The organism is Mycobacterium sp. (assembly GCF_046091765.1).
Taxonomy (GTDB): Bacteria; Actinomycetota; Actinomycetes; order Mycobacteriales; family Mycobacteriaceae; genus Mycobacterium.
Genome location: NZ_JBJTCF010000135.1, coordinates 1 through 18,294, shown reverse-complemented (window position 1 = coordinate 18,294; position 18,294 = coordinate 1). Strand labels below are relative to the sequence as shown.

Annotated in this window: 23 protein-coding genes and 1 pseudogene; 9 read left to right on the top strand and 15 right to left on the bottom strand. The window is 68.0% G+C overall.

Going from position 1 to position 18,294, the window contains the following annotated elements:
• The first annotated feature begins 18 nt into the window (after nucleotides 1-18).
• A complete protein-coding gene (locus ACKOB8_RS15450; protein ID WP_526378823.1) occupies nucleotides 19-777 on the top strand; it encodes an SDR family NAD(P)-dependent oxidoreductase in 759 nt (252 codons plus the stop codon).
• A gap of 19 nt (nucleotides 778-796) precedes the next feature.
• Here the strand turns inward: ACKOB8_RS15450 and ACKOB8_RS15445 are convergent, their stop codons facing one another.
• The gene (locus ACKOB8_RS15445; protein WP_526378821.1) at nucleotides 797-1,873 is read right to left on the bottom strand and encodes a UDP-N-acetylmuramate dehydrogenase; all 1,077 of its coding nucleotides are present in this window, start codon (nucleotides 1,871-1,873) and stop codon (nucleotides 797-799) included.
• 5 nt (nucleotides 1,874-1,878) lie between these two features.
• Here ACKOB8_RS15445 and ACKOB8_RS15440 point away from each other — a divergent pair, with 5 nt between their 5' ends.
• From ACKOB8_RS15440 to ACKOB8_RS15420, 5 genes and pseudogenes are all read left to right on the top strand, one after another.
• On the top strand, nucleotides 1,879-2,385 hold the full coding sequence (locus ACKOB8_RS15440) for a DUF2505 family protein (RefSeq protein WP_526378819.1): 507 nt from the start codon (nucleotides 1,879-1,881) through the stop codon (nucleotides 2,383-2,385).
• Between the two features lie 21 nt (nucleotides 2,386-2,406).
• A complete protein-coding gene (locus ACKOB8_RS15435) occupies nucleotides 2,407-2,922 on the top strand; it encodes a DUF2505 family protein (protein WP_526378817.1) in 516 nt (171 codons plus the stop codon).
• Between the two features lie 31 nt (nucleotides 2,923-2,953).
• Nucleotides 2,954-3,716: pseudogene (locus tag ACKOB8_RS15430) on the top strand (class I SAM-dependent methyltransferase).
• Nucleotides 3,717-3,726: 10 nt separating this feature from the next.
• Complete coding sequence (locus tag ACKOB8_RS15425) at nucleotides 3,727-4,554, top strand: carbon-nitrogen hydrolase family protein (protein ID WP_526378814.1); 828 nt, start codon at nucleotides 3,727-3,729, stop codon at nucleotides 4,552-4,554.
• Complete coding sequence (locus ACKOB8_RS15420) at nucleotides 4,551-5,330, top strand: LmeA family phospholipid-binding protein (protein WP_526378812.1); 780 nt, start codon at nucleotides 4,551-4,553, stop codon at nucleotides 5,328-5,330. Before ACKOB8_RS15425 ends, ACKOB8_RS15420 begins: the two co-directional genes overlap by 4 nt.
• A gap of 20 nt (nucleotides 5,331-5,350) precedes the next feature.
• Here ACKOB8_RS15420 and ACKOB8_RS15415 read toward each other — a convergent pair whose 3' ends face one another.
• From ACKOB8_RS15415 to ACKOB8_RS15395, 5 genes are all read right to left on the bottom strand, one after another.
• Nucleotides 5,351-5,743 (bottom strand): DUF2599 domain-containing protein, encoded by a 393-nt coding sequence (locus ACKOB8_RS15415; RefSeq protein WP_526378810.1) that lies wholly within the window; start codon nucleotides 5,741-5,743, stop codon nucleotides 5,351-5,353.
• Nucleotides 5,744-5,763: 20 nt separating this feature from the next.
• On the bottom strand, nucleotides 5,764-6,045 hold the full coding sequence (locus tag ACKOB8_RS15410; protein ID WP_526378808.1) for a DUF2516 family protein: 282 nt from the start codon (nucleotides 6,043-6,045) through the stop codon (nucleotides 5,764-5,766).
• A 205-nt stretch (nucleotides 6,046-6,250) separates the two neighbouring features.
• Nucleotides 6,251-6,778, bottom strand: coding sequence for a heparin-binding hemagglutinin (locus tag ACKOB8_RS15405; protein WP_526378806.1), 528 nt, complete (start codon nucleotides 6,776-6,778; stop codon nucleotides 6,251-6,253).
• Nucleotides 6,779-6,851: 73 nt separating this feature from the next.
• A complete protein-coding gene (locus ACKOB8_RS15400) occupies nucleotides 6,852-7,244 on the bottom strand; it encodes a helix-turn-helix domain-containing protein (RefSeq protein WP_526378804.1) in 393 nt (130 codons plus the stop codon).
• 52 nt (nucleotides 7,245-7,296) lie between these two features.
• A complete protein-coding gene (locus ACKOB8_RS15395; RefSeq protein ID WP_526378802.1) occupies nucleotides 7,297-8,646 on the bottom strand; it encodes a DUF445 domain-containing protein in 1,350 nt (449 codons plus the stop codon).
• Nucleotides 8,647-8,726: 80 nt separating this feature from the next.
• On the opposite strand from ACKOB8_RS15395, the gene ACKOB8_RS15390 reads away from it, so the two are divergent.
• Both ACKOB8_RS15390 and ACKOB8_RS15385 read left to right on the top strand, forming a co-directional pair.
• A complete protein-coding gene (locus tag ACKOB8_RS15390; protein WP_526378927.1) occupies nucleotides 8,727-9,428 on the top strand; it encodes a TetR/AcrR family transcriptional regulator in 702 nt (233 codons plus the stop codon).
• Nucleotides 9,429-9,451: 23 nt separating this feature from the next.
• The gene (locus ACKOB8_RS15385) at nucleotides 9,452-10,309 is read left to right on the top strand and encodes a polyphosphate kinase 2 family protein (protein WP_526378800.1); all 858 of its coding nucleotides are present in this window, start codon (nucleotides 9,452-9,454) and stop codon (nucleotides 10,307-10,309) included.
• Nucleotides 10,310-10,324: 15 nt separating this feature from the next.
• On the opposite strand, the gene ACKOB8_RS15380 is transcribed toward ACKOB8_RS15385, so the two are convergent.
• From ACKOB8_RS15380 to ACKOB8_RS15370, 3 genes are all read right to left on the bottom strand, one after another.
• Nucleotides 10,325-11,200, bottom strand: coding sequence for a cyclopropane mycolic acid synthase family methyltransferase (locus ACKOB8_RS15380; RefSeq protein ID WP_526378798.1), 876 nt, complete (start codon nucleotides 11,198-11,200; stop codon nucleotides 10,325-10,327).
• 70 nt (nucleotides 11,201-11,270) lie between these two features.
• On the bottom strand, nucleotides 11,271-12,128 hold the full coding sequence (locus ACKOB8_RS15375) for a 3-hydroxyacyl-CoA dehydrogenase family protein (protein ID WP_526378796.1): 858 nt from the start codon (nucleotides 12,126-12,128) through the stop codon (nucleotides 11,271-11,273).
• 11 nt (nucleotides 12,129-12,139) lie between these two features.
• Nucleotides 12,140-12,958: an acyl-[acyl-carrier-protein] thioesterase gene (locus ACKOB8_RS15370; protein WP_526378794.1), complete on the bottom strand. Its 819-nt coding sequence runs from the start codon at nucleotides 12,956-12,958 to the stop codon at nucleotides 12,140-12,142.
• Nucleotides 12,959-13,033: 75 nt separating this feature from the next.
• Here ACKOB8_RS15370 and ACKOB8_RS15365 point away from each other — a divergent pair, with 75 nt between their 5' ends.
• The gene (locus ACKOB8_RS15365; protein ID WP_526378791.1) at nucleotides 13,034-13,576 is read left to right on the top strand and encodes a carboxymuconolactone decarboxylase family protein; all 543 of its coding nucleotides are present in this window, start codon (nucleotides 13,034-13,036) and stop codon (nucleotides 13,574-13,576) included.
• 15 nt (nucleotides 13,577-13,591) lie between these two features.
• Here the strand turns inward: ACKOB8_RS15365 and ACKOB8_RS15360 are convergent, their stop codons facing one another.
• From ACKOB8_RS15360 to exaC, 6 genes are all read right to left on the bottom strand, one after another.
• Nucleotides 13,592-13,867 carry a hypothetical protein gene (locus ACKOB8_RS15360; protein ID WP_526378789.1) on the bottom strand — a complete coding sequence of 92 codons (276 nt, stop codon included), beginning with the start codon at nucleotides 13,865-13,867 and terminating at the stop codon, nucleotides 13,592-13,594.
• Between the two features lie 16 nt (nucleotides 13,868-13,883).
• Nucleotides 13,884-15,278, bottom strand: a complete 1,395-nt coding sequence (gene lpdA / locus ACKOB8_RS15355) for a dihydrolipoyl dehydrogenase (RefSeq protein ID WP_526378787.1) — start codon at nucleotides 15,276-15,278, stop codon at nucleotides 13,884-13,886.
• Between the two features lie 14 nt (nucleotides 15,279-15,292).
• The gene (locus tag ACKOB8_RS15350; RefSeq protein ID WP_526378785.1) at nucleotides 15,293-15,859 is read right to left on the bottom strand and encodes a hypothetical protein; all 567 of its coding nucleotides are present in this window, start codon (nucleotides 15,857-15,859) and stop codon (nucleotides 15,293-15,295) included.
• The gene (locus tag ACKOB8_RS15345; RefSeq protein ID WP_526378783.1) at nucleotides 15,852-16,130 is read right to left on the bottom strand and encodes a putative holin; all 279 of its coding nucleotides are present in this window, start codon (nucleotides 16,128-16,130) and stop codon (nucleotides 15,852-15,854) included. The genes ACKOB8_RS15350 and ACKOB8_RS15345 overlap by 8 nt, the downstream gene beginning before the upstream one ends.
• A 103-nt stretch (nucleotides 16,131-16,233) precedes the next feature.
• Nucleotides 16,234-16,659, bottom strand: coding sequence for a DUF779 domain-containing protein (locus ACKOB8_RS15340; protein ID WP_526378781.1), 426 nt, complete (start codon nucleotides 16,657-16,659; stop codon nucleotides 16,234-16,236).
• A gap of 5 nt (nucleotides 16,660-16,664) precedes the next feature.
• Entirely contained in the window at nucleotides 16,665-18,188 is a 1,524-nt protein-coding gene (gene exaC / locus ACKOB8_RS15335; RefSeq protein WP_526378779.1) for an acetaldehyde dehydrogenase ExaC, read from the bottom strand.
• Nucleotides 18,189-18,294: the final 106 nt, after the last annotated feature.

Below are 18,294 nucleotides of genomic sequence, written 5' to 3'. Positions count from 1 at the left end.
GCGCTTTAGAGTGGTCCGATGACGCAGAACTCCGAGGCCCATGCCCGGGTGGCCGTCGTCACCGGAGCGAGCTCCGGAATCGGCGAGGCTACCGCGAGAACACTTGCGGCTCAGGGTTTTCACGTCGTCGCGGTCGCGCGCCGCGCGGAACGGATCGAACATTTGGCGCGGGAAATCGGCGGCTCGGCGATCGTCGCCGACGTCACGGACGGCACCGCCGTGGCGGAGATGGCCACCGGACTCGGCCGGGTCGACGTTCTGGTGAACAACGCCGGGGGCGCCAAGGGTCTGGAACCGGTTGCCGAGGCGAACCTCGATGACTGGCGCTGGATGTGGGAGACCAACGTGGTGGGGACACTGCGGGTCACCCGAGCGCTGCTGCCCCGGCTGATCGAATCGGGTGACGGCCTGATCGTCACGGTCACCTCGATCGCCGCCCTGGAGGTCTACGACGGCGGGGCAGGCTACTGCGCGGCCAAACACGCTCAGGCCGCCCTGCACAGAACGCTCCGGGGCGAGCTGCTGGGCCAGCCGGTGCGTCTGACCGAGGTCGCACCGGGCGCGGTGCGCACCGAGTTCTCACTCGTGCGATTCGGCGGCGACGAACAGCGCGCCGACGCGGTCTACGCCGGCATCACCCCGCTGACCGCCGAGGACGTCGCCGAGGTGATCGGTTTCGTCGCGTCCCGTCCCCCGCACGTCAACATCGACCAGATCGTGGTGAGACCGCGCGATCAGGCCAGCGCAAGCCGCTACCATCGCCGGGCTCAGTCCTAGAGCCCCGGGGTTCCCCGGCTCACAGCGCGCAGCCCACCAGGACCGGTTCGGGCAGCAGGGTGACCCCGAAGGCGGCCTGGACGCCGTCGCGGATGGCGCGCGCCAGGTGGAGCACGTCCGTCGTGCTCGCCCCACCCCGATTGGTCACTGCCAAGGCGTGTTTGGTGGACAGCCGGCACGGCCCGCTGCCGGGGTACCCCTTGCTGAATCCGGCTCGCTCGACCAACCAGCCTGCCGCGATCTTCACGCCACCGGATGCGGCGAAGTGCGGTACGTCGGCACCGGCGGCGGCCCGGATGTCCTCGAGCCGCTCGGGCGCCACGACAGGGTTGGTGAAAAACGACCCCACGCTCCAGGTGTCGTGATCGTTCGCGTCGAGGACCATCCCCTTGGCGGCGCGCAGGGCGAGAACCGCCGCGCGCACCGCAGCCGGCTCGGCGGCCGCGCCGACCGGCACGCGCAGCGCATCGGCGAGTTCGGCGTAGCGGATCGGCGCCGAACGCGCCGGTTCGAGTGCGAACTCCACCTCCAGTACCACCTCGGCGTCGGAGTGCCGCAGCGCGCTGTGCCGGTATCCGAAGTCGAGTTCGGCGGCGGCGACCCAGCGCTCCTCACCGCTGTGCCGGTGCAGCAGACGGATGCGGGTCAACCGGTCGGCGACCTCCACGCCGTAGGCTCCAACGTTCTGCACCGGGGTCGCGCCCGCGGAGCCCGGGATGCCCGAGAGACATTCGAGCCCAGCGAGATTGGCCGCCAGCGCCCGCTGCACGACGGCGTCCCAGTCCGCTCCGGCCTCCGCGCGCAGCAGCGGCGGGTCGACCGCGATCCCCGCGGTCGCCAGCCGCACCACGGTCAGGTCAACCAGATCGTCGGCGACCACCACATTGGATCCGCCGGCGAGCACCAGGACCGGGCCCTCGGCGCGGTCGAGACTTCGCAGCGTCGCCACGATCTGGGCGCTGGTCCGGCAGGTGATGACCCGCCGCGCCACGGGACCGACCCGCAGCGTCGTCAGCGACGCCAGCGGCACGTTCTGGTCGACACGCGCACCGCCGAAATCCGCCCCAGTGGCCACGCCCGGTAACGGTAGCCTCACCAGCTATGCCGCGCTCATTCGACATGGCCACCGACTACGAGACCACCGTCGAGCAGATGTTGCAGGCCTTTCGCGACGAGCAGTACTGGCTGGACCGGCTGGCCGAATCGGGTTGCGATGAGGCGCGCCTGGAGACGCTGAAAACCGGCACCGACGGGGGTGTGGCGGTGGCCACGATTCAGGTGTTGCGCGCCGACCGGCTGCCGGCGGTGGTGTCCCAGTTCCACCGGGGCGACCTGGAGGTCCGGCGCGACGAAAGCTGGACCGGCCTGATCGACGGCAAGGCGACAGCAGCGGTGGCGGGCAGCATCGCCGCTGCTCCGGTGGCCCTGACCGGCGCGGCCGAGCTGGCGCCGTCGGACAGCAGCTCCCGGTTGTCTCTTCGGGCCACGATCGACGTCGACATTCCGCTGGTGGGGCGCAAGCTGGAGAACTTCATCGGCAACCAGCTGATGACGCTGCTGATCGCCGAACAGCGCTTCACCACCGCCTGGATCGCCGGGAACCGTTGAGCCCGGCGGTAGCGTGATCGCATGCCCCGCAGCATGGTCTACACCGTGGACATCGACGCCCCGGCCGAACAGGTGTATCAGGACTTCACCACCATCGGCTACTGGCAGGACCTGGTCGATTTCTATCAGCAGAATTCGACCCGCACCGAGATCGTGCGCTTCGAGTCCGATGAGAACGGCACCGAGGTCGCCTTCGCGCACATCATGACCCCGGAGGATCTGCCCGCCATCGCCCGGCCGGTGGTTCCGGCCAAGCTGACGATCACCCGCGAGCAGCGCTTCGAGCCGTTCCGGCCGGAGGCGGACGAGGCCGTCGGCCGCTACCAGGCGACGACGAGCTCGGTTCCCTTCGAGATCACCGGCGACTATCTGCTGCGGGGTTCCGGAGCGGGCAGCCAGATGCGCATCCAGACGTTGTGCTCGGTCAAGGTGCCGCTCATCGGCGGGCAGATCGAGAAGCTGATCATCAACGGTCTCAGTAGTTTGTTCACCAACGAGGGCGAATTCACCGCCCAATGGGTCGCCGGCCATCGCTAGACCGCCGCACGGCCGGCGCAACCCGATCGGGATGCCGACCCGGGGAACGACCGGGGCCAACCGGCTGCGCCGGGTAGATCGCTGGCTGGCGAACTCGCCGGCGGTACGGGCGGCGCTGCAGTCTCAGACCCCGGCGATCGCCGTCGATCTGGGCTTCGGGCGGCTGCCGATCACCACCGTCGAGTTCGCGACGCGGATTCGCGCGCTGCGGCCCGACGCGCGGGTGATCGGGATCGAGATCGACCCCGACCGGGTGGCTGCGGCGCGGGCCTCGGCACCGTCGGCCGAATTCGAGGTCGGCGGATTCGAGCTGGCCCGGACTGACTCCGGTGCTCGTACGCGCGTTCAACGTGCTGCGGCAGTATCCGCTGGAGGCCGTCGCCTCGGCGTGGCGGGAGATGCGTTCTCGGCTGGCTCCGGACGGGGTCATCCTCGAGGGCACCTGCGACGAGCTGGGCCGGCACTGCAGTTGGGTGCTGCTGGACCGCGACGGTCCGGTGAGCCTGACCCTCGCCTGCGATCCGCGCCACCTCGATCGCCCCTCGGACCTGGCGGAGCGGCTGCCCAAGGCGCTCATCCACCACAACGTCGCGGGCCAGCCCATCCACGCCCTGCTCGTCGCGGCCGACCGGGCGTGGGCGGCAGCGGCCGGGCAGTCGGTGTTCGGTCCGCGCGCGCGGTGGCGGGCGATGCTTGCCGCCCTGCGCGCCGACGGGCTGCCCGTCGAGCAGCAGCGGCGCAGCCTTCGCGACGCCGTGCTCACCGTGCCGTGGGCACTGGTCGCGCCGCCGTAGGCTGGGCGCCATGCGGATCGGTGTGGCGCAGATGCAGTCGTCGGCCGATCCTGCCGCGAACCTCGGGATCGTGCTGGACTACACCCGCCGGGCGGCCGACGCCGGCGCACGGCTGGTCGTCTTCCCCGAAGCCGCCATGTGCCGGCTGGGGGTTGCGCTGGGGCCGATCGCCGAGCCGCTCGACGGACCGTGGGCGGACGCGGTGCGGGCCGGCGCCGACAGCGCGGGAATCACCGTGATTGCCGGCATGTTCTGTCCCGCACCTGACGGCCGCATCACCAACACCCTGCTGATCACCGGCGCGGGGGTCGAGGGCCGCTACGACAAGATTCATCTCTACGACGCCTTCGGTTTCACCGAGTCGACGACCGTCGCCGCCGGACGCCAGCCCGTGGTCGTCCGCGTCGACGGGGTCGGTGTCGGGCTGACGCTGTGCTACGACATCCGGTTCTCCGGTCTCTACACCGAGCTGGCCGACCGGGGAGCGGAACTGATCACGGTCAGCGCATCCTGGGGCGCCGGACCCGGAAAACTCGACCAGTGGACGCTGCTGGCCCGGGCCCGGGCACTGGACTCGGGCTGTTTCGTCGCCGCCGCCGGGCAGGCCCACCCGGGCCCGACGACCGGGACCGCGCCGCGGGGGACGGGCGGCAGCCTGGTGGCGTCGCCGCTCGGCGAGGTGCTCACCGCGGCCGGCGGTGACCCCGAACTTCTGATCTGCGACATCGACACCGGCGGGCTGGACGCGGTCCGCGAGACGATCGGGGTGTTGCGCAACCGCGCCGACTTCGCGCGTATTGATGGCGCACCAGCCGATAGGGCACAATCGCCCCGGTGACGACGCCGCCCCCGGGGAGTCCCCCGATTTCGCCGCCGTCGGCCCGCCGTCGTCTTTCCGACCCGCTGTCGGTGGTCCTGGTGGTGATCATCGTGCTGGCGTTGGCCCTGGCCGGCCTGCTCGGCGGGGAGCTGTATGCCCGCAATGTTGCGAACTCGGTCGTGGCGCGGGCCGTCAGCTGTGTGGTCGGGGACAGTGCCACCGCGTCGTTCGGCTTGCGGCCGTTCCTGGTTCAGCATTTCACCCACTCCTACCGCGACGTGGCGGTGGAGACCGCGGGCAATCAGATCCGCGAGGCCAAGGGGATGAAGCTCAAGCTGCGCCTCGACGATGTACGGATCGCGCCGACCGCCGATTCATCCGGGACGCTGGGCGCGCTGGACGCCGACGTGACGTGGTCCTCCGACGGCATCAAAGAGACGGTCGCGGGAATCGTCCCGATCTTCGGCGGTCTGGTCAGCGGTGTGGCCACCGAGCCGGCGGCGGGCACGATCGAGTTGCAGGGCGCGCTGGGCACGGTGACGGTGCGGCCGCAGGTTGCCGACGGCGGGCTGGCGCTCACGGTGGTCGGGCTGACCGGACTGGGCTTCACCCTGCCCAGCGAGACGGTCCAGCCGGCGCTGGACGCGTTCACCACGACGCTGACCAAGAACCTCCCGATGGGCATCCACGCCGATTCCGTCGCGGTCACCCAGGACGGCGTCACCGCGCGCTTCGTGACCCGCGACGCGACGATCCCCACCGCCCAGCAGGATCCCTGCTTCGCGGGGCTGTGACGGCCGCAGTCGTCGGCGGGTCAGAGTTCGTGTTCGGGTCCACCCGGATTGCATCCGGCGAGCACCATCGCATTGTCGGAGACCACCGGCCGCCACGATTCCAGATCCCAGCTGTCCTTGCCGGGTTCGGCGAACTCGGCGAAGCGCCAGTGACAGACGAACTGGGCGTACATTCCCGGACGCTCGGCGTCCGGGGCGAGGTTGAGGACCTCGCGCCAGGCCTGATCCGCTGCGGCCGAGGGTTTCCCGAGTTCGCCCGCCAGCTGCCGCCCGGACGGGGTCGGGACCACCCGCAGCGTGTCGCCTGCCCAGGCGGCCAGGCCGATGTAGGGAACCCCGGGGCGAGGATCGGAGGTGCCGGCACCGTCAGCGGCCGCGCTCGGAGCCCCGGCCAGCACGACGAGGAACGGCACGAACAGCGCGACCGCGGTCCTCAGCGCGACTTCCCCTGGACGTCGAGCAGTTTGGGCCGCACGTCCACGAGGTAGACGCCGGCGGCCACCGCCGCGATCACCACTCCCATGATGCCGAGCAACAGCGCCAGCAGCCCGCTGACGCCGAGGATGGCCAGCCAGGCCGGCTTGGTCAACTTGTCCGCGGCGGGGTAGGCGTCGGGCCGCTGCAGTGCCGCGTTGACGAACGCGTAGCCGGTGGCCACGAACACAGCCCAATGGACGACATATAGAACGGCACCCGCCACACCCTGAAGCTCCACAGCTTCCAGGGTAGGCGGGTGCCGTCGCGGCGTCGAACCGCTGTTACTTCTGGGTGACGCGCTTGGCCGGAGCCTTGCGGGCCGGGGCCTTCTTCGCGGCCTTCTTGACCGTCTTGCGGACCGCCTTGGCGGGAGCCTTCTTCACGGCCTTCTTAGCGGCCTTGCGGGCCGGAGCCTTGCGGGGCGGGGCCGTCTTGTCAGCCTTCTAGGCAGTCTTGCGGGCCGGGGCCTTCTTGGCAGCCTTCTTGGCCGTCTTCTTGGCGGCCTTCTTGGCGGGCAGTTCAACGCCGACCAGCTTGGCGGCACGCTCACCGACGGCCCGAGTCTGCGCCGACACGGTGCCCAGCGCCTCCTGGGTCAGCTCGACGTAGCCCTCGACGCGGCCGGCGGCCTGCTTGAACTCAGGCTGGCCCATCAACCGCTCGAGCACGGCCTCGCCGCGCGCGATCAGGTTGCTGTAGGTCTCGGCGGCGTCCACCCGGAACTCCTCGGCAGCCTTGCGCAGCTCGTCGCTGGTGAGCTTGCCGCGCAGTTCGCCGGTGCGCTTGGGCAGGCGCTCCTGCAAGCGGGTCAGAGCGGCGCGCCGGTCGTCGATCCGGTCGCCGGTGCCCTCGGCCCGCTCGCGCAGGGTGTTGAGGATCTCGTTGAAGGTCTCCAGGGCGAGATCGGCGGCGCCGACCGCGGCCAGAAGGGGGGCCTTCAGGTCCTCGATGGTGTTGGTGTTGTCAGCCATGGCAATGGCTCCTTTCCTTGTTTTACAGCGTTTTACAGCGTTTTACAGCGTTTTAGAGCGTTTTCAAGCGGGGCTAGTTCGCCGTCAACTCCCCCGGCTGTTGATCGTTCTGCTGGCGGAACGAGGTGTAGATGTCGAGCAGCACCTGCTTCTGCCGCTCGGAGATCGAGGTGTCGGCGATGACGGCGTCATGGACCTTGGTGGTGTACCCGGGCTCGAGAATTCCGGCCCTGACGTAAAACACCTCGGCCGACAGCCGCAGCGCCTTGGCGATCTGGCTCAGCACCTGCGCGGAAGGCTTCCGCAGGCCCCGCTCGATCTGACTCAGGTAGGGATTGCTCACACCGGAGCGCTCGGCCAGTTGCCGCACCGACACCTGTGCGGCTTCACGTTGCGTCCTGATGAACGTCCCGACGTCCTGGGCGGCATTGCTCATCACCGCAGCCAGATCCGATTCCTGGGCCATAACCCCACGGTACCCTGCAGTGCTAACTTTTGCAAGCACCTGCTAGCGCAGCTCAGAACAGTATTTGCGCGACCGTGTAGATCACCAGACCGGCCAGGGCGCCCACCACGGTGCCGTTGATCCGGATGAACTGCAGATCGCGGCCGACATGCAGTTCGATCCGCCGACTGGCCTCGTCGGCGTCCCAGCTCTCGATCGTGTCGGTGATGATCGTGGTCGCCTCGGCGCCGTATTCGTCCACCAGATGCCGGGCGCCGCGCACGATCCAGCCGTCGACCTTGTCGCGCAGTTCGGCGTCGTCACGCAGCGCCTCACCGATCTGCACGACCGAGTCCGCGATGCGGGCTCGCAGCGGGCTCGACGGGTCATCCACGCCGTCGAACACCAGCCGCTTGAGGGTCTTCCATGCCGTCTCAGCGGCCCTGGTGACCTCGTCACGGGCCATCAGCTGTTCCTTGACCGCCTCGGCGCGGGTGATCGTCGCCGGATCGTTCTGCAGGTCGTTGGCGAATTCGAACAGGAAACGGTTCGCCGACTGGCGCAACTCGTGGTGCGGATTGCGGCGGACCTTGTCGGTGAAGTCCACCAGCTCGCGGTGGATGCGCTCACCCACCAGCAGGTCGACGAAGCGCGGAGACCAGCTGGGCGAGTCCCGGGTGACCACCCTCTCGATGGTGTCACCGGCGTTGAGTGACCACTCGAACGCCCGATCGCACAGCAATTGGATGAGGGCTTCCTGGCGGTTCTCGGCCAGCAGCTGGGCCAGCAGCCTTCCCGTCGGCGGACCCCACTGCGGTTCGGCGATGCGCCGGACGATCGTCCGGTCGATGGCGTGCTGGATGTCCTCGTCGTTGAGCAGCTCCACCCCGACCCGCAGCACGGTTGCGGTCTCAGCCGCGACCCGCGCCGCGTGCTCGGGTTCGGCCAGCCATTTACCCAGCCGGCTGGCCACCTCGGCGTCACGCAGCTTGGTTTCGATCACGTCCGGGGACAGGAAGTTCTCCCGGACGAAGTTACCCAGGCCTTCCCCGAGTTGGTCCTTCTTGCGTTTGACGATGGCCGTGTGCGGGATCTTGAGGCCCAGCGGGTGGCGGAACAGGGCGGTCACCGCAAACCAGTCGGCCAGCGCACCCACCATCCCGGCCTCGGCCGCCGCCGCCACATACCCCAGCCAGCCCGGTCCGCCCTGGGACTGGCCCCACCGGCAGGCCAGGAACAATGCCGTCGCGCCGAGCAGGAAACTCAGCGCCACCGCCTTCATCTTGCGCAGGCTGCGCAGCCGCTCGGCGTCGGCCGCCGCGTCAGCACCGGCGAACGACTCCGCGACCGACCTGGCAAATCCGCCGGGCTTGCGCACCGGGGGCGCCGGAAGGCGATGTTTGGCAACCACGCCTTCCATCATCCGCTATTCGGCGCGCGGGCAGCCCGTAGAATCCGATCCAGATAGGGGAACGAAGCGTGACACAGCAGATCAGCCCCGGCATCACCGACTCAGACGAGCACGCCGGGACCGCGGCCAAGACCGATGGCCGGAAACGCCGCTGGCACCAGCACAAAGTGGAGCGGCGGACCGAGCTGGTGGATGGGGCGCTGGACGCCATCCGCCGCCGGGGCCGCGACGTCAGCATGGACGAGATCGCCACCGAGATCGGCGTCTCCAAGACGGTGCTCTACCGGTACTTCGTGGACAAGAACGACCTGACCACCGCGGTCATGATGCGGTTCGCCCAGACCACGCTGATCCCCAACATGGCGGCCGCGCTGTCCTCTGACCTCGACGGTTTCGAACTGACCCGCGATCTGGTCCGGGTCTACGTCGAGACCGTGGCCGCCGAACCCGAGCCGTACCGCTTCGTCATGGCGAACAGCTCGGCCAGCAAGAACAAGGTCATCGCCGACTCCGAGCGCATCATCGCCCGGATGCTGGCGGTGATGCTGCGCCGGCGCATGCAGCGGGCCGGCATGGACACCGGCGGGGTGGAGCCCTGGGCGTACCTGATCGTCGGGGGCGTGCAACTGGCCACCCACTCCTGGATGTCACACCCGCGGATGTCCAGCGACGAGCTCATCGACTACCTGACCATGCTCTGCTGGAGCGCGCTGTGCGGCATTGTCGAGGTGGGGGGATCGCTGGAGAAGTTCAACGCCGGACCGCACCCCTCCCCGGTCCTGCCCCCGGACTAGCTCGGACGAACTAGGGTTCGGCCATGGCCGATCTGCCGTCACAGTGGTCGCACGAGCCCGCCACGATCCTCCGGTTCAGCCCGGGCGAGAAGATCGCCGACATCGACACCAACGCGACCCCGGGATATCAGGGCGACCGCAACGGAGCGGACCGGATCCAGGCGCAACGCAACGAGCGCTTCGCCGGACTGCAGGAGATGCTCTACGCCAACGGCAAGGAAGGCGACCGGCGATCGCTGCTGCTGGTGTTGCAGGGGATGGACACCGCCGGCAAGGGCAGCATCGTCAAGAACGTCGTCGGGGCCGGTAATCCGATGGGTATCCGGTACGCCAGTTTCGGTAAACCGACCGAAGAGGAACGCGCGCACCACTACCTGTGGCGTTTCACCCGGGCGTTGCCACCCGCCGGGCACATCGGGGTCTTCGACCGCTCGCACTACGAGGACGTGCTGGTCGTCCGGGTGCATGAACTGGTTCCCCGAGACGAGGTGGAATCGCGTTACGAGGAGATCAACGCCTTCGAATCCGATCTGGTCGAGGCGGGCACCACGCTGGTCAAGGTCGCGATGTTCGTTTCCCTCGACGAACAGAAAAGGCGGTTGGCTGAACGACTCGAGCGGCCCGACCGGTACTGGAAGTACAACCCGGGCGACCTCGAGGAGCGCAAGCTGTGGCCGGCCTACCAGGAGGCCTATCAGATCGCGCTGGACCGCACCTCCACCGAGCATGCTCCCTGGTACACCGTCCCCAGCGACAAGAAGTGGTACAGCAGGCTGGCGATCACCGAGCTGCTCATCGAGGCCCTCAAGGGGATGAACCTGTCCTGGCCGGCACCGGATTTCGACGTCGAGGCGGAGAAGCGCAAACTGGCCGAGGCCTGACCGGCCGCCGAGGGACTAACCGCTTTTGGCCAACGTGAACTGGCCGACGTTGGTGATGCCGCGCCGGAAGAAGTCCGCGCAGCCGGTGAGGTACTTCATGTACCGGTCGTACACCTGCTCGGAGGTGATCTCGATCGCCCGCTGGCGATTCGCCGCCAGATTCGCAGCCCAGATGTCGAGGGTTCGCGCGTAGTGCGGCTGCAGCAGTTGGATGCGTTCAAGCTCAAAGCCCGACTGGTCGGCGAGTTCCTCGATGTCCTCGACCGCGGGCAGCTGGCCACCGGGGAAGATCTCGGTGCCGATGAAGCGCATGAACTTCAGATCGCTGATGGTGAGTTTGATTCCGTTGTCGCGGAAGAACTTCTGCGTGTGGGCGAGGATGGTGTGCAAGAGCATCCGCCCGCCGCGGGGCAAGATCTTGTGGGCCCGCTCGAAGAACAGCGGGTAGCGCTCGGCCTTGAAGGCCTCGAAAGCACCGATGCTCACGATGCGGTCTACCGGCTCGTCGAACTCCTCCCAGCCCTGCAGCCGCACCTCGACGGAACGTTCGGTTGCGACCTTGGCCAGCCGCTCCCGTGCGTATTGGCATTGGTTCTTGCTCAGTGTCAGTCCGATGACGTTCACGTCGTATTTCTGAACCGCCAGTTCGAGTGCCCCACCCCAGCCGCAGCCGACATCGAGAAGTGTCATCCCGGGCTCGAGGTGGAGCTTGCCGAGCGCCAGGTCGAACTTCGCGACCTGGGCCTCGTCCAGGGTCATGTCCTCGCGTTCGAAATACGAGCAGGTGTACCCCATGGTGGGTCCGAGGAACAGCGCGAAGAACTCGTTGGACAGATCATAGATGGATTGCGACTCCTCGTAGTAGGGAGTCAGTCCCTCGTCAACCGCCATCACTCTCGTTCCTTCAGGACCTGCGGGTCAGCTAAGCCTAACCAATGTGGCCGGAGCACCGTCACGGGAATCAGTACGAGTAGAAACCGTGCCCGGACTTCTTCCCCAGCCGGCCCGCCTCGACCATCCGAAGCAGCAGCGGGGGCGGGGCGAAGAGCGGCTCCTTGAACTCCTCGAACATCTTGTCGGCGATCAGCTTGACGGTGTCCAGGCCGATGAGGTCGGACAGTCGCAACGGTCCCATCGGGTGCGAGAGGCCCCCGACCACCGCGGTGTCCACGTCCTCGACGGTGGCGAAGCCGGACTCCACCATCCGGACGGCGGCGAGCAGATAGGGAACCAGCAGCGCGTTCACCACGAAGCCGCAGCGATCGCTACAGCGGACGACCTGCTTGCCGAGCACGGTGCCGGCGAAGCGCTCGGTCCGCTCGGCGGCCGCCTCGCTGGTGGCCAGGCTGGTGACCAGCTCGACCAGCGGGAGCACCGGAACCGGGTTGAAAAAGTGCAGCCCCAGCACCCGGTCGGGATTGCGGGTCGCCGCGCCCAGCTTCATGATCGGGATGCTCGAGGTGTTCGACGCCAGCACCGCGTCGGCCGGGACGATCCGATCGAGTTCGGCGAAGATTCCGGCCTTGACGTTCTCGTCCTCGACGACCGCCTCGATCACCAGCTGGCGGTCGGAGAGATCCGACAGATCGGTGGTGAAGCGCAACCGGCCGACGGCGTTGCCGCGATCCTCGTCGCTGATCTTCCCGGCGCTGACCGCCCGGTCGAGCGACTTCAGGATTCGGTTTCGTCCCGCATCGATCAGTCCCTCGCCGGTGTCGAAGACCACGACATCGACTCCGGCCCGGGCGCACACCTCGGCGATCCCGCCTCCCATCTGCCCGGCACCCACGACTCCGACACGCTCGATTTCGGTTGTCACTCGACTCCTTGTCAGATCGGGAAGATCGCCGCGACCGCCTTGGCCTCGTCACCCACCACGTAGGTGAGGGTCCGGACAGTGCGATCGGATAACGCAGGACCGAATTTGTCGGTCGAACCCGGCGGGTACACGTGCGCGAGGATCTCCAGCTTGTCGCCGTAGGCGACCGGAGCGTCGTGTTCGATCGTCACGCGCAGCGGTGATTCCAGAAGCTCGGGATGGGGGGTGAGGAACTCCTCGACCACCTTCCAGTACACCGAGTTGTTGACGTGATCGAACAGGTCGATGTCGCTCGCCCGGATCGGGAACTGCCTGATCTGGTCGGCGTCCTCCCGCGAACCGGCAGTCAGGTAGGGCTTCCAGCGCAGCCGGTCCACGTCGGTGGTTCGCAGCAGCGCCTCCATGAAGTCGTCGCCGATGCGCGCCGGACTCTGGGTCTCGCGGTTGAAGTTGATCCAAAACGCCTCGGACTCGACCAGGCCCCCTTTGCGGCTGTCGATACGAACCCGCATCTCGCACCACCGGGTCGAGGCGCCGGCGCACCACCGGCGCAGGCGCAGCATGTCCTGGAACTCGATCGGGCCGACCATGTCGACCATGGTGCGTCGGACGATCCACAGCGGGTGGGAGTCGTTGTGACCCATCTCCCGCAGGTGATCCTGGCCGATGTCCTGGATGTGCCGGACGGCGGCGTCCATCCGGAGCCGGCCGAGCCGGTCGATGTCGGCCACCCGCAGCGGCCACTGCCGGTCGAACACGTCGGGATGCGGATCGGGCACGGGCATCAGCGTCTTGGCCAGACCGGTGTCCACCGACGCGTCGCTGCTCATCTCTCACCCCTTCCAGCCAGGCGATCCCGTCTCCGCCGCGACCATGCTAGACAGCACCCCGGATAGGCTGTCGCAATGGGCGCAGTGGAACGCGTACCGGTCGGGGGCCGCCGTGAACTGGGCCTGGTCAACTGGATCATCTCCCGACTGGCCGCACGCTCGATCCGGGCACCGCAGATGCATCTGTTCACCGTCCTGGGTCAGCACCGCCGGCTGTTCCTGTCCTTCCTGCCCTACTCGGGCATGCTGCTGAACTGGGGCAAGCTGCCCAAGGCGGACAAGGAGCTGGTCATCCTGCGGGTCGGGCACCTGCGGGGATCGCGGTACGAACTCCAGCAGCACCGTCGCCTGGCCCGCTCGCGCGGCGTGGATCCGGCCACGCAGGAGCGGATCTTCGCCGGCCCGGATACCGAGGGCCTCAGCGAACGACAGCGCGCCCTGCTACGCGCCACCGATGAATTCATCGGCGACCGGGACCTGTCCGACGCCACCTTCGCGGCTCTCACGCGCCACCTGAGCAGGCTGCAGATCATCGAGTTCTGCGCCCTGGCGGGCCACTACGACGCGATCGCCGGAATCCTGGCGTCACTGCGGGTGCCGATGGACTTTCCCGACTAACCAGACCCGGAGGGCTCACAGGTAGGTGACGCCGAGCACGATGATGGTGAAGATCACCGGTGAGATCGGCAGGCAGGCCAGGAACACCGCCCAGGTGAGTTGTTTGTTCTGATACTTCTGCCAGGCCAGGTATCCGGACGCCAGCGCGGCGAAAAAGAAGACCGCGGAGACGACCAGAACCAGGGTGCTGACCGAGGACGAGCGGGTCGCGATCGAGATCCCGGCCAGCCACAGGATGTGGCCGAGGATGAACCCGCCGACACCGGCGATGATCAGAGACCTGCGCTGCAAGGGGTCGGCCGCTGGCTCAAAAGTTGATCATGTGGCCGGCCAGGCCGTGGAAGCACTCCTGCAACGCCTCCGACAGTGTCGGGTGGGTGTGGACGTTGCGGGCAAGTTCGTTGACGGTGAGGTCCCAGCGCTGCGCCAGGGTCAGTTCGGGCAGCAACTCCGACACATCCGGTCCGATCAGGTGTCCGCCCAGCAGTTCGCCGTACTTCGCATCGGCGATCACCTTGGCGAACCCGGTGGGATCGGCAAGGCCGTGGGCCTTCCCGTTGGCGCTGAACGGGAACTTGGCCACCTTGACGTCGTAACCCTCGGCTCGCGCCTGCTCCTCGGTCAGCCCGAAGCTGGCCACCTGCGGCTGGCAGAACGTGGCCCGCGGCATCATCCGGTAGTCGCCCAGCGGCATTGTCTCCGCACCGCCGATGGTCTCCGCGGCCACCACTGCCATCGCCTCGGCGACGTGGGCGAGTTGCAGCTTCGCCGTGACATCGCCGATGGCGTAGATGTGCGGCACGTTGGTGCGCATGTAGTCGTCGATCGCGATGGCGCCGCGTTCGGTCAGGGCGACCCCGGTGGTCTCCAGGCCGTAGCCGTCGATGTTGGGAGCGAAGCCGATCGCCTGCATGACCTTGTCGGCCTTGAGTTCCTCCGTCGTGCCGTCTTTGCTCACCATGACGGTGACCACCGAGCCGTCGTCGGTGATCGACTCCACCTTGGTGCCGGTTCGGATCTCCACGCCAAGCTTCTTGTACTGCTTCTCGATCTCCTTGGAGACCTCGGCGTCCTCGTTGGGCAGCGCGCGGGGCAGAAACTCGACGATCGTGACGTTGACCCCGTAATTGGCCATCACATAGGCGAATTCCATCCCGATCGCTCCCGCGCCGGCGATGATGATCGACCCGGGCAGCTCCCGGTCGAGAATCTGCTCCTCGTAGGTCACGACATTGGCCGACAACGACGTACCGGGAATCAACCGGGTGCTGCTGCCGGTGGCGATGATCGCGTTGGCGAAGGTCACCGTCTCGGTACCACCCTGATTGAGGTCGACCACGATGGTGTTGGCGTCGGTGAATCTGCCGTACCCGTGGATCTCGGTGATCTTGTTCTTCTTCATCAGGAAGTGCACGCCCGCCACGCGGCCGTCGGCGACCTTGCGGCTGCGGTCGAAGGCGGCCCCGAAGTCGGCGCTGATCTGCCCGGTGAACCCGAAGGCCGCGGCCTCCTTGGTCAGGATGTGGGTCAGCTCAGCATTGCGCAGCAACGCCTTCGAGGGAATACACCCGACGTTGAGGCACACCCCGCCCCAGTACTTGGGCTCGATGATGGCGGTGTTGAGGCCCAGTTGCGCGCTGCGGATCGCCGCGACGTACCCGCCGGGGCCGGCGCCGAGGACGACGACGTCAAAGTGGCTCACGACCGCTACCCTAGCTATCCCAGCGTCGGGCGGGCGATCCATTCGAAGTAATAGGCGCCGTGCAGCAGGGCGGCCGCCGCCGTCGAGGCCAGGGGGGCCGACATCACGGCGATGGCCAGGGCCGTGATCCGGGGCCGGTCGGTGACCATCGAGACCAGCAGGCTGGCCACCATGCAGGCCACCAGGTAGAGCAGGACGGCGAACACCGGAGCGGTCTTGTACAGCGCGGAGTACCACCAGAAGTAGAGGCCCGCCCCGGCGGCCGCACCCGCCGCCCACACCCCGAGGGTGATGAGCAGGAAATGCCAGCGTTTGACGACCGCCCGCGATCCGGGAACCGTCACCGGCGCGGCGTTGATCGCCACCGGACCTGCGGCGGCTGCCGGGGGCGCGGTGTCCGCGGGCAGCAACGCATCGCCCGGGGACTGCGACCGCAGCGGGTCGGGATGCGGGCCGGTGTCGAAGATCGGCGCCGGGGTCGGGTCGGTCATCGGCCCCGCCGAGGGCAGCGGGCCGGTGTCGAACATCGGCGTGAGGTGGGGTCCGGTGGCCGGACTTGTCGCCGCACTGGTATCAGTCACCCGACACCGCCTGCAGCAGAACCAGTACCGAGAGCCACCCCGGTGCCATCGCCAGGACGAAGGCGCCCAGCGCGGTCACCCAGCTTCGCCGGGAGAACAGTACAGCGGCCACCCCGACCAGGCTGGGGACCCCGGCCACCAGCAGCACCACCAGATCGGGCCGAACGGGAGCGTCGACCAGTAACTTCGCCACGACGGCGGCGATCTGGCCGGCGACGCAACCCAGTAGCAGCGCGGCGGTGAGAAGCCATGCCCGGGGCAGGGGTATCACGCAAACGACGATACGTCCGGTCAGTGCGACTGCGTCGCAGCGCTGTCGGCGCGCCGACCAGGTAACGAACCGGCATCGCCCGCGGTGAACCCGGTCCCGCCGATCACTCGTGCCGCACCGGCGGCCTGGCCCCGTTCGCGTAGTCGGCCCCGGTCAGCGGCGCGATGGCCGCCAGCGACGCGTTCTCCTCGGGGGTGAACGCGCGACCGCGACTGAGGAACCGGACGCCCTCGGGTGCCTCCAGGCTGAATCCCCCGCCGCGGCCGGGTACGACGTCGATGACGAGCTGGGTGTGCTTCCAGGTCTCGAACTGGGGACCCGAAATCCACACCGGGGTGTCGCCGAGGATCCCGAGCAGCACGTCGCGGTCACCGACGAGGAACTCCCCGTCCGGGTAGCACATCGGCGATGATCCGTCGCAGCAGCCGCCGGACTGGTGGAACATCACCGGCCCGTGCTGATCCCGTAGGCGGCCGAGCAGCTCGGCCGCGGCCTCGGTGATCAGCACCCGCGGCGGTTCGGGCGACACCGGCATCAGAAGAACCCGGCCGCCTTGTCGCTGTAGGACACCAGCAGGTTCTTGGTCTGCTGATAGTGATCGAGCATCATCTTGTGGTTCTCCCGGCCGATCCCGGACTGCTTGTAGCCGCCGAAAGCGGCGTGCGCCGGATAGGAGTGGTAGCAGTTGGTCCACACCCGTCCGGCCTTGATGTCGCGCCCGGCCCGGTAGGCCAGATTCCCGTTGCGGGTCCACACACCCGCGCCCAGCCCGTAGAGGGAGTCGTTGGCGATCCGGATGGCGTCGTCGTAGTCGGCGAAGGATGTCACCGACACCACCGGCCCGAAGATCTCCTCCTGGAAGACGCGCATCGAGTTGTCCCCGGCGAAGATGGTCGGCTGGACGTAGAACCCGCCGGCCAGATCGCCGCCGAGATCGGCGCGCTCGCCACCGGTGAGCACGCGCGCCCCCTCGCTCTTGCCGATCTCGATGTAGGACAGGATCTTCTCCAACTGGTCGTTGGAGGCCTGCGCGCCGATCATCGTCGCGGTGTCCAGCGGGTCACCCTGCCGGACCGCCTTGGTGCGGATGGCCGCCAGCGCAAGGAACTCGTCGTAGATGTCGGCCTGGATGAGGCTTCGCGACGGGCAGGTGCAGACCTCCCCCTGGTTGAGGGCGAACATGGTGAACCCCTCCAGGGCCTTGTCCTGGTAGTCGTCATTAGCCGCCATCACGTCGGAGAAGAAGATGTTGGGGCTCTTGCCGCCCAGTTCCAGGGTGACCGGGATCAGGTTCTGGCTGGCGTACTGCATGATCAGCCGCCCGGTGGTGGTCTCCCCGGTGAAGGCGATCTTGGCGATCCGGTCGCTGGAGGCCAGCGGCTTTCCCGCTTCCACCCCGAACCCGTTGACCACGTTGACCACCCCGGCCGGGAGCAGATCGGCGATCAGCGACATCACGTAGAGCACCGAGGCCGGTGTCTGCTCGGCCGGCTTGAGCACCACCGCATTGCCCGCCGCCAGCGCGGGGGCCAGCTTCCACACCGCCATCAGCACCGGAAAGTTCCACGGGATGATCTGACCGACGACTCCCAGTGGCTCGTGGAAGTGGTAGGCGACGGTGTCCTCGTCGATCTGCGAAAGCGACCCCTCCTGGGCGCGGATCGCCCCGGCGAAGTAGCGGAAGTGGTCGACGGCCAGCGGGACGTCGGCGTGCAGCGTCTCGCGCATCGGTTTGCCGTTGTCCCACGACTCGGCCAGCGCGACGGACTCCAGGTTCGCCTCGATCACATCGGCGATCTTGTTGAGGATCACCGCACGCTCGGCCACCGACGTCGTGCCCCAGGCCGGAGCGGCGGCATGCGCGGCGTCCAGTGCCCGGTCGATATCGGCCGCGGTCGAGCGGGCCACCTCACAGAAAACCTCGCCGGTCACCGGTGACGGGTTCTCGAAATACCCGCCGCCGGCCGGCGGCGTCCACTCGCCGCCGATGAAGTTCTCATACCGGCTCTGGAAGGACATCAGTGCTCCCGGCGCACCGGGACGTGCGTAAACGGTCATGGGCTGGAGACTACGCTGCGCGCATGCTCGAGGATCCGTTTCTGTGGCTGGAGGACATCGACGCCGACGCGGCCCTGGACTGGGTCCGCGGGCGCAACGACATCAC

What these genes read in the sequence shown, in the direction of transcription:
- ACKOB8_RS15450 (WP_526378823.1), top strand. Translation starts at nt 19, where the DNA reads ATGACGCAGAACTCCGAGGCCCATGCCCGGGTGGCCGTCGTCACCGGA.
- ACKOB8_RS15440 (WP_526378819.1), top strand. Translation starts at nt 1,879, where the DNA reads ATGCCGCGCTCATTCGACATGGCCACCGACTACGAGACCACCGTCGAG.
- ACKOB8_RS15435 (WP_526378817.1), top strand. Translation starts at nt 2,407, where the DNA reads ATGCCCCGCAGCATGGTCTACACCGTGGACATCGACGCCCCGGCCGAA.
- ACKOB8_RS15425 (WP_526378814.1), top strand. Translation starts at nt 3,727, where the DNA reads ATGCGGATCGGTGTGGCGCAGATGCAGTCGTCGGCCGATCCTGCCGCG.
- ACKOB8_RS15405 (WP_526378806.1), bottom strand. Translation starts at nt 6,778, where the DNA reads ATGGCTGACAACACCAACACCATCGAGGACCTGAAGGCCCCCCTTCTG.
- ACKOB8_RS15400 (WP_526378804.1), bottom strand. Translation starts at nt 7,244, where the DNA reads ATGGCCCAGGAATCGGATCTGGCTGCGGTGATGAGCAATGCCGCCCAG.
- ACKOB8_RS15395 (WP_526378802.1), bottom strand. Translation starts at nt 8,646, where the DNA reads ATGATGGAAGGCGTGGTTGCCAAACATCGCCTTCCGGCGCCCCCGGTG.
- ACKOB8_RS15385 (WP_526378800.1), top strand. Translation starts at nt 9,452, where the DNA reads ATGGCCGATCTGCCGTCACAGTGGTCGCACGAGCCCGCCACGATCCTC.
- ACKOB8_RS15380 (WP_526378798.1), bottom strand. Translation starts at nt 11,200, where the DNA reads ATGGCGGTTGACGAGGGACTGACTCCCTACTACGAGGAGTCGCAATCC.
- ACKOB8_RS15370 (WP_526378794.1), bottom strand. Translation starts at nt 12,958, where the DNA reads ATGAGCAGCGACGCGTCGGTGGACACCGGTCTGGCCAAGACGCTGATG.
- ACKOB8_RS15365 (WP_526378791.1), top strand. Translation starts at nt 13,034, where the DNA reads ATGGGCGCAGTGGAACGCGTACCGGTCGGGGGCCGCCGTGAACTGGGC.
- exaC (WP_526378779.1), bottom strand. Translation starts at nt 18,188, where the DNA reads ATGACCGTTTACGCACGTCCCGGTGCGCCGGGAGCACTGATGTCCTTC.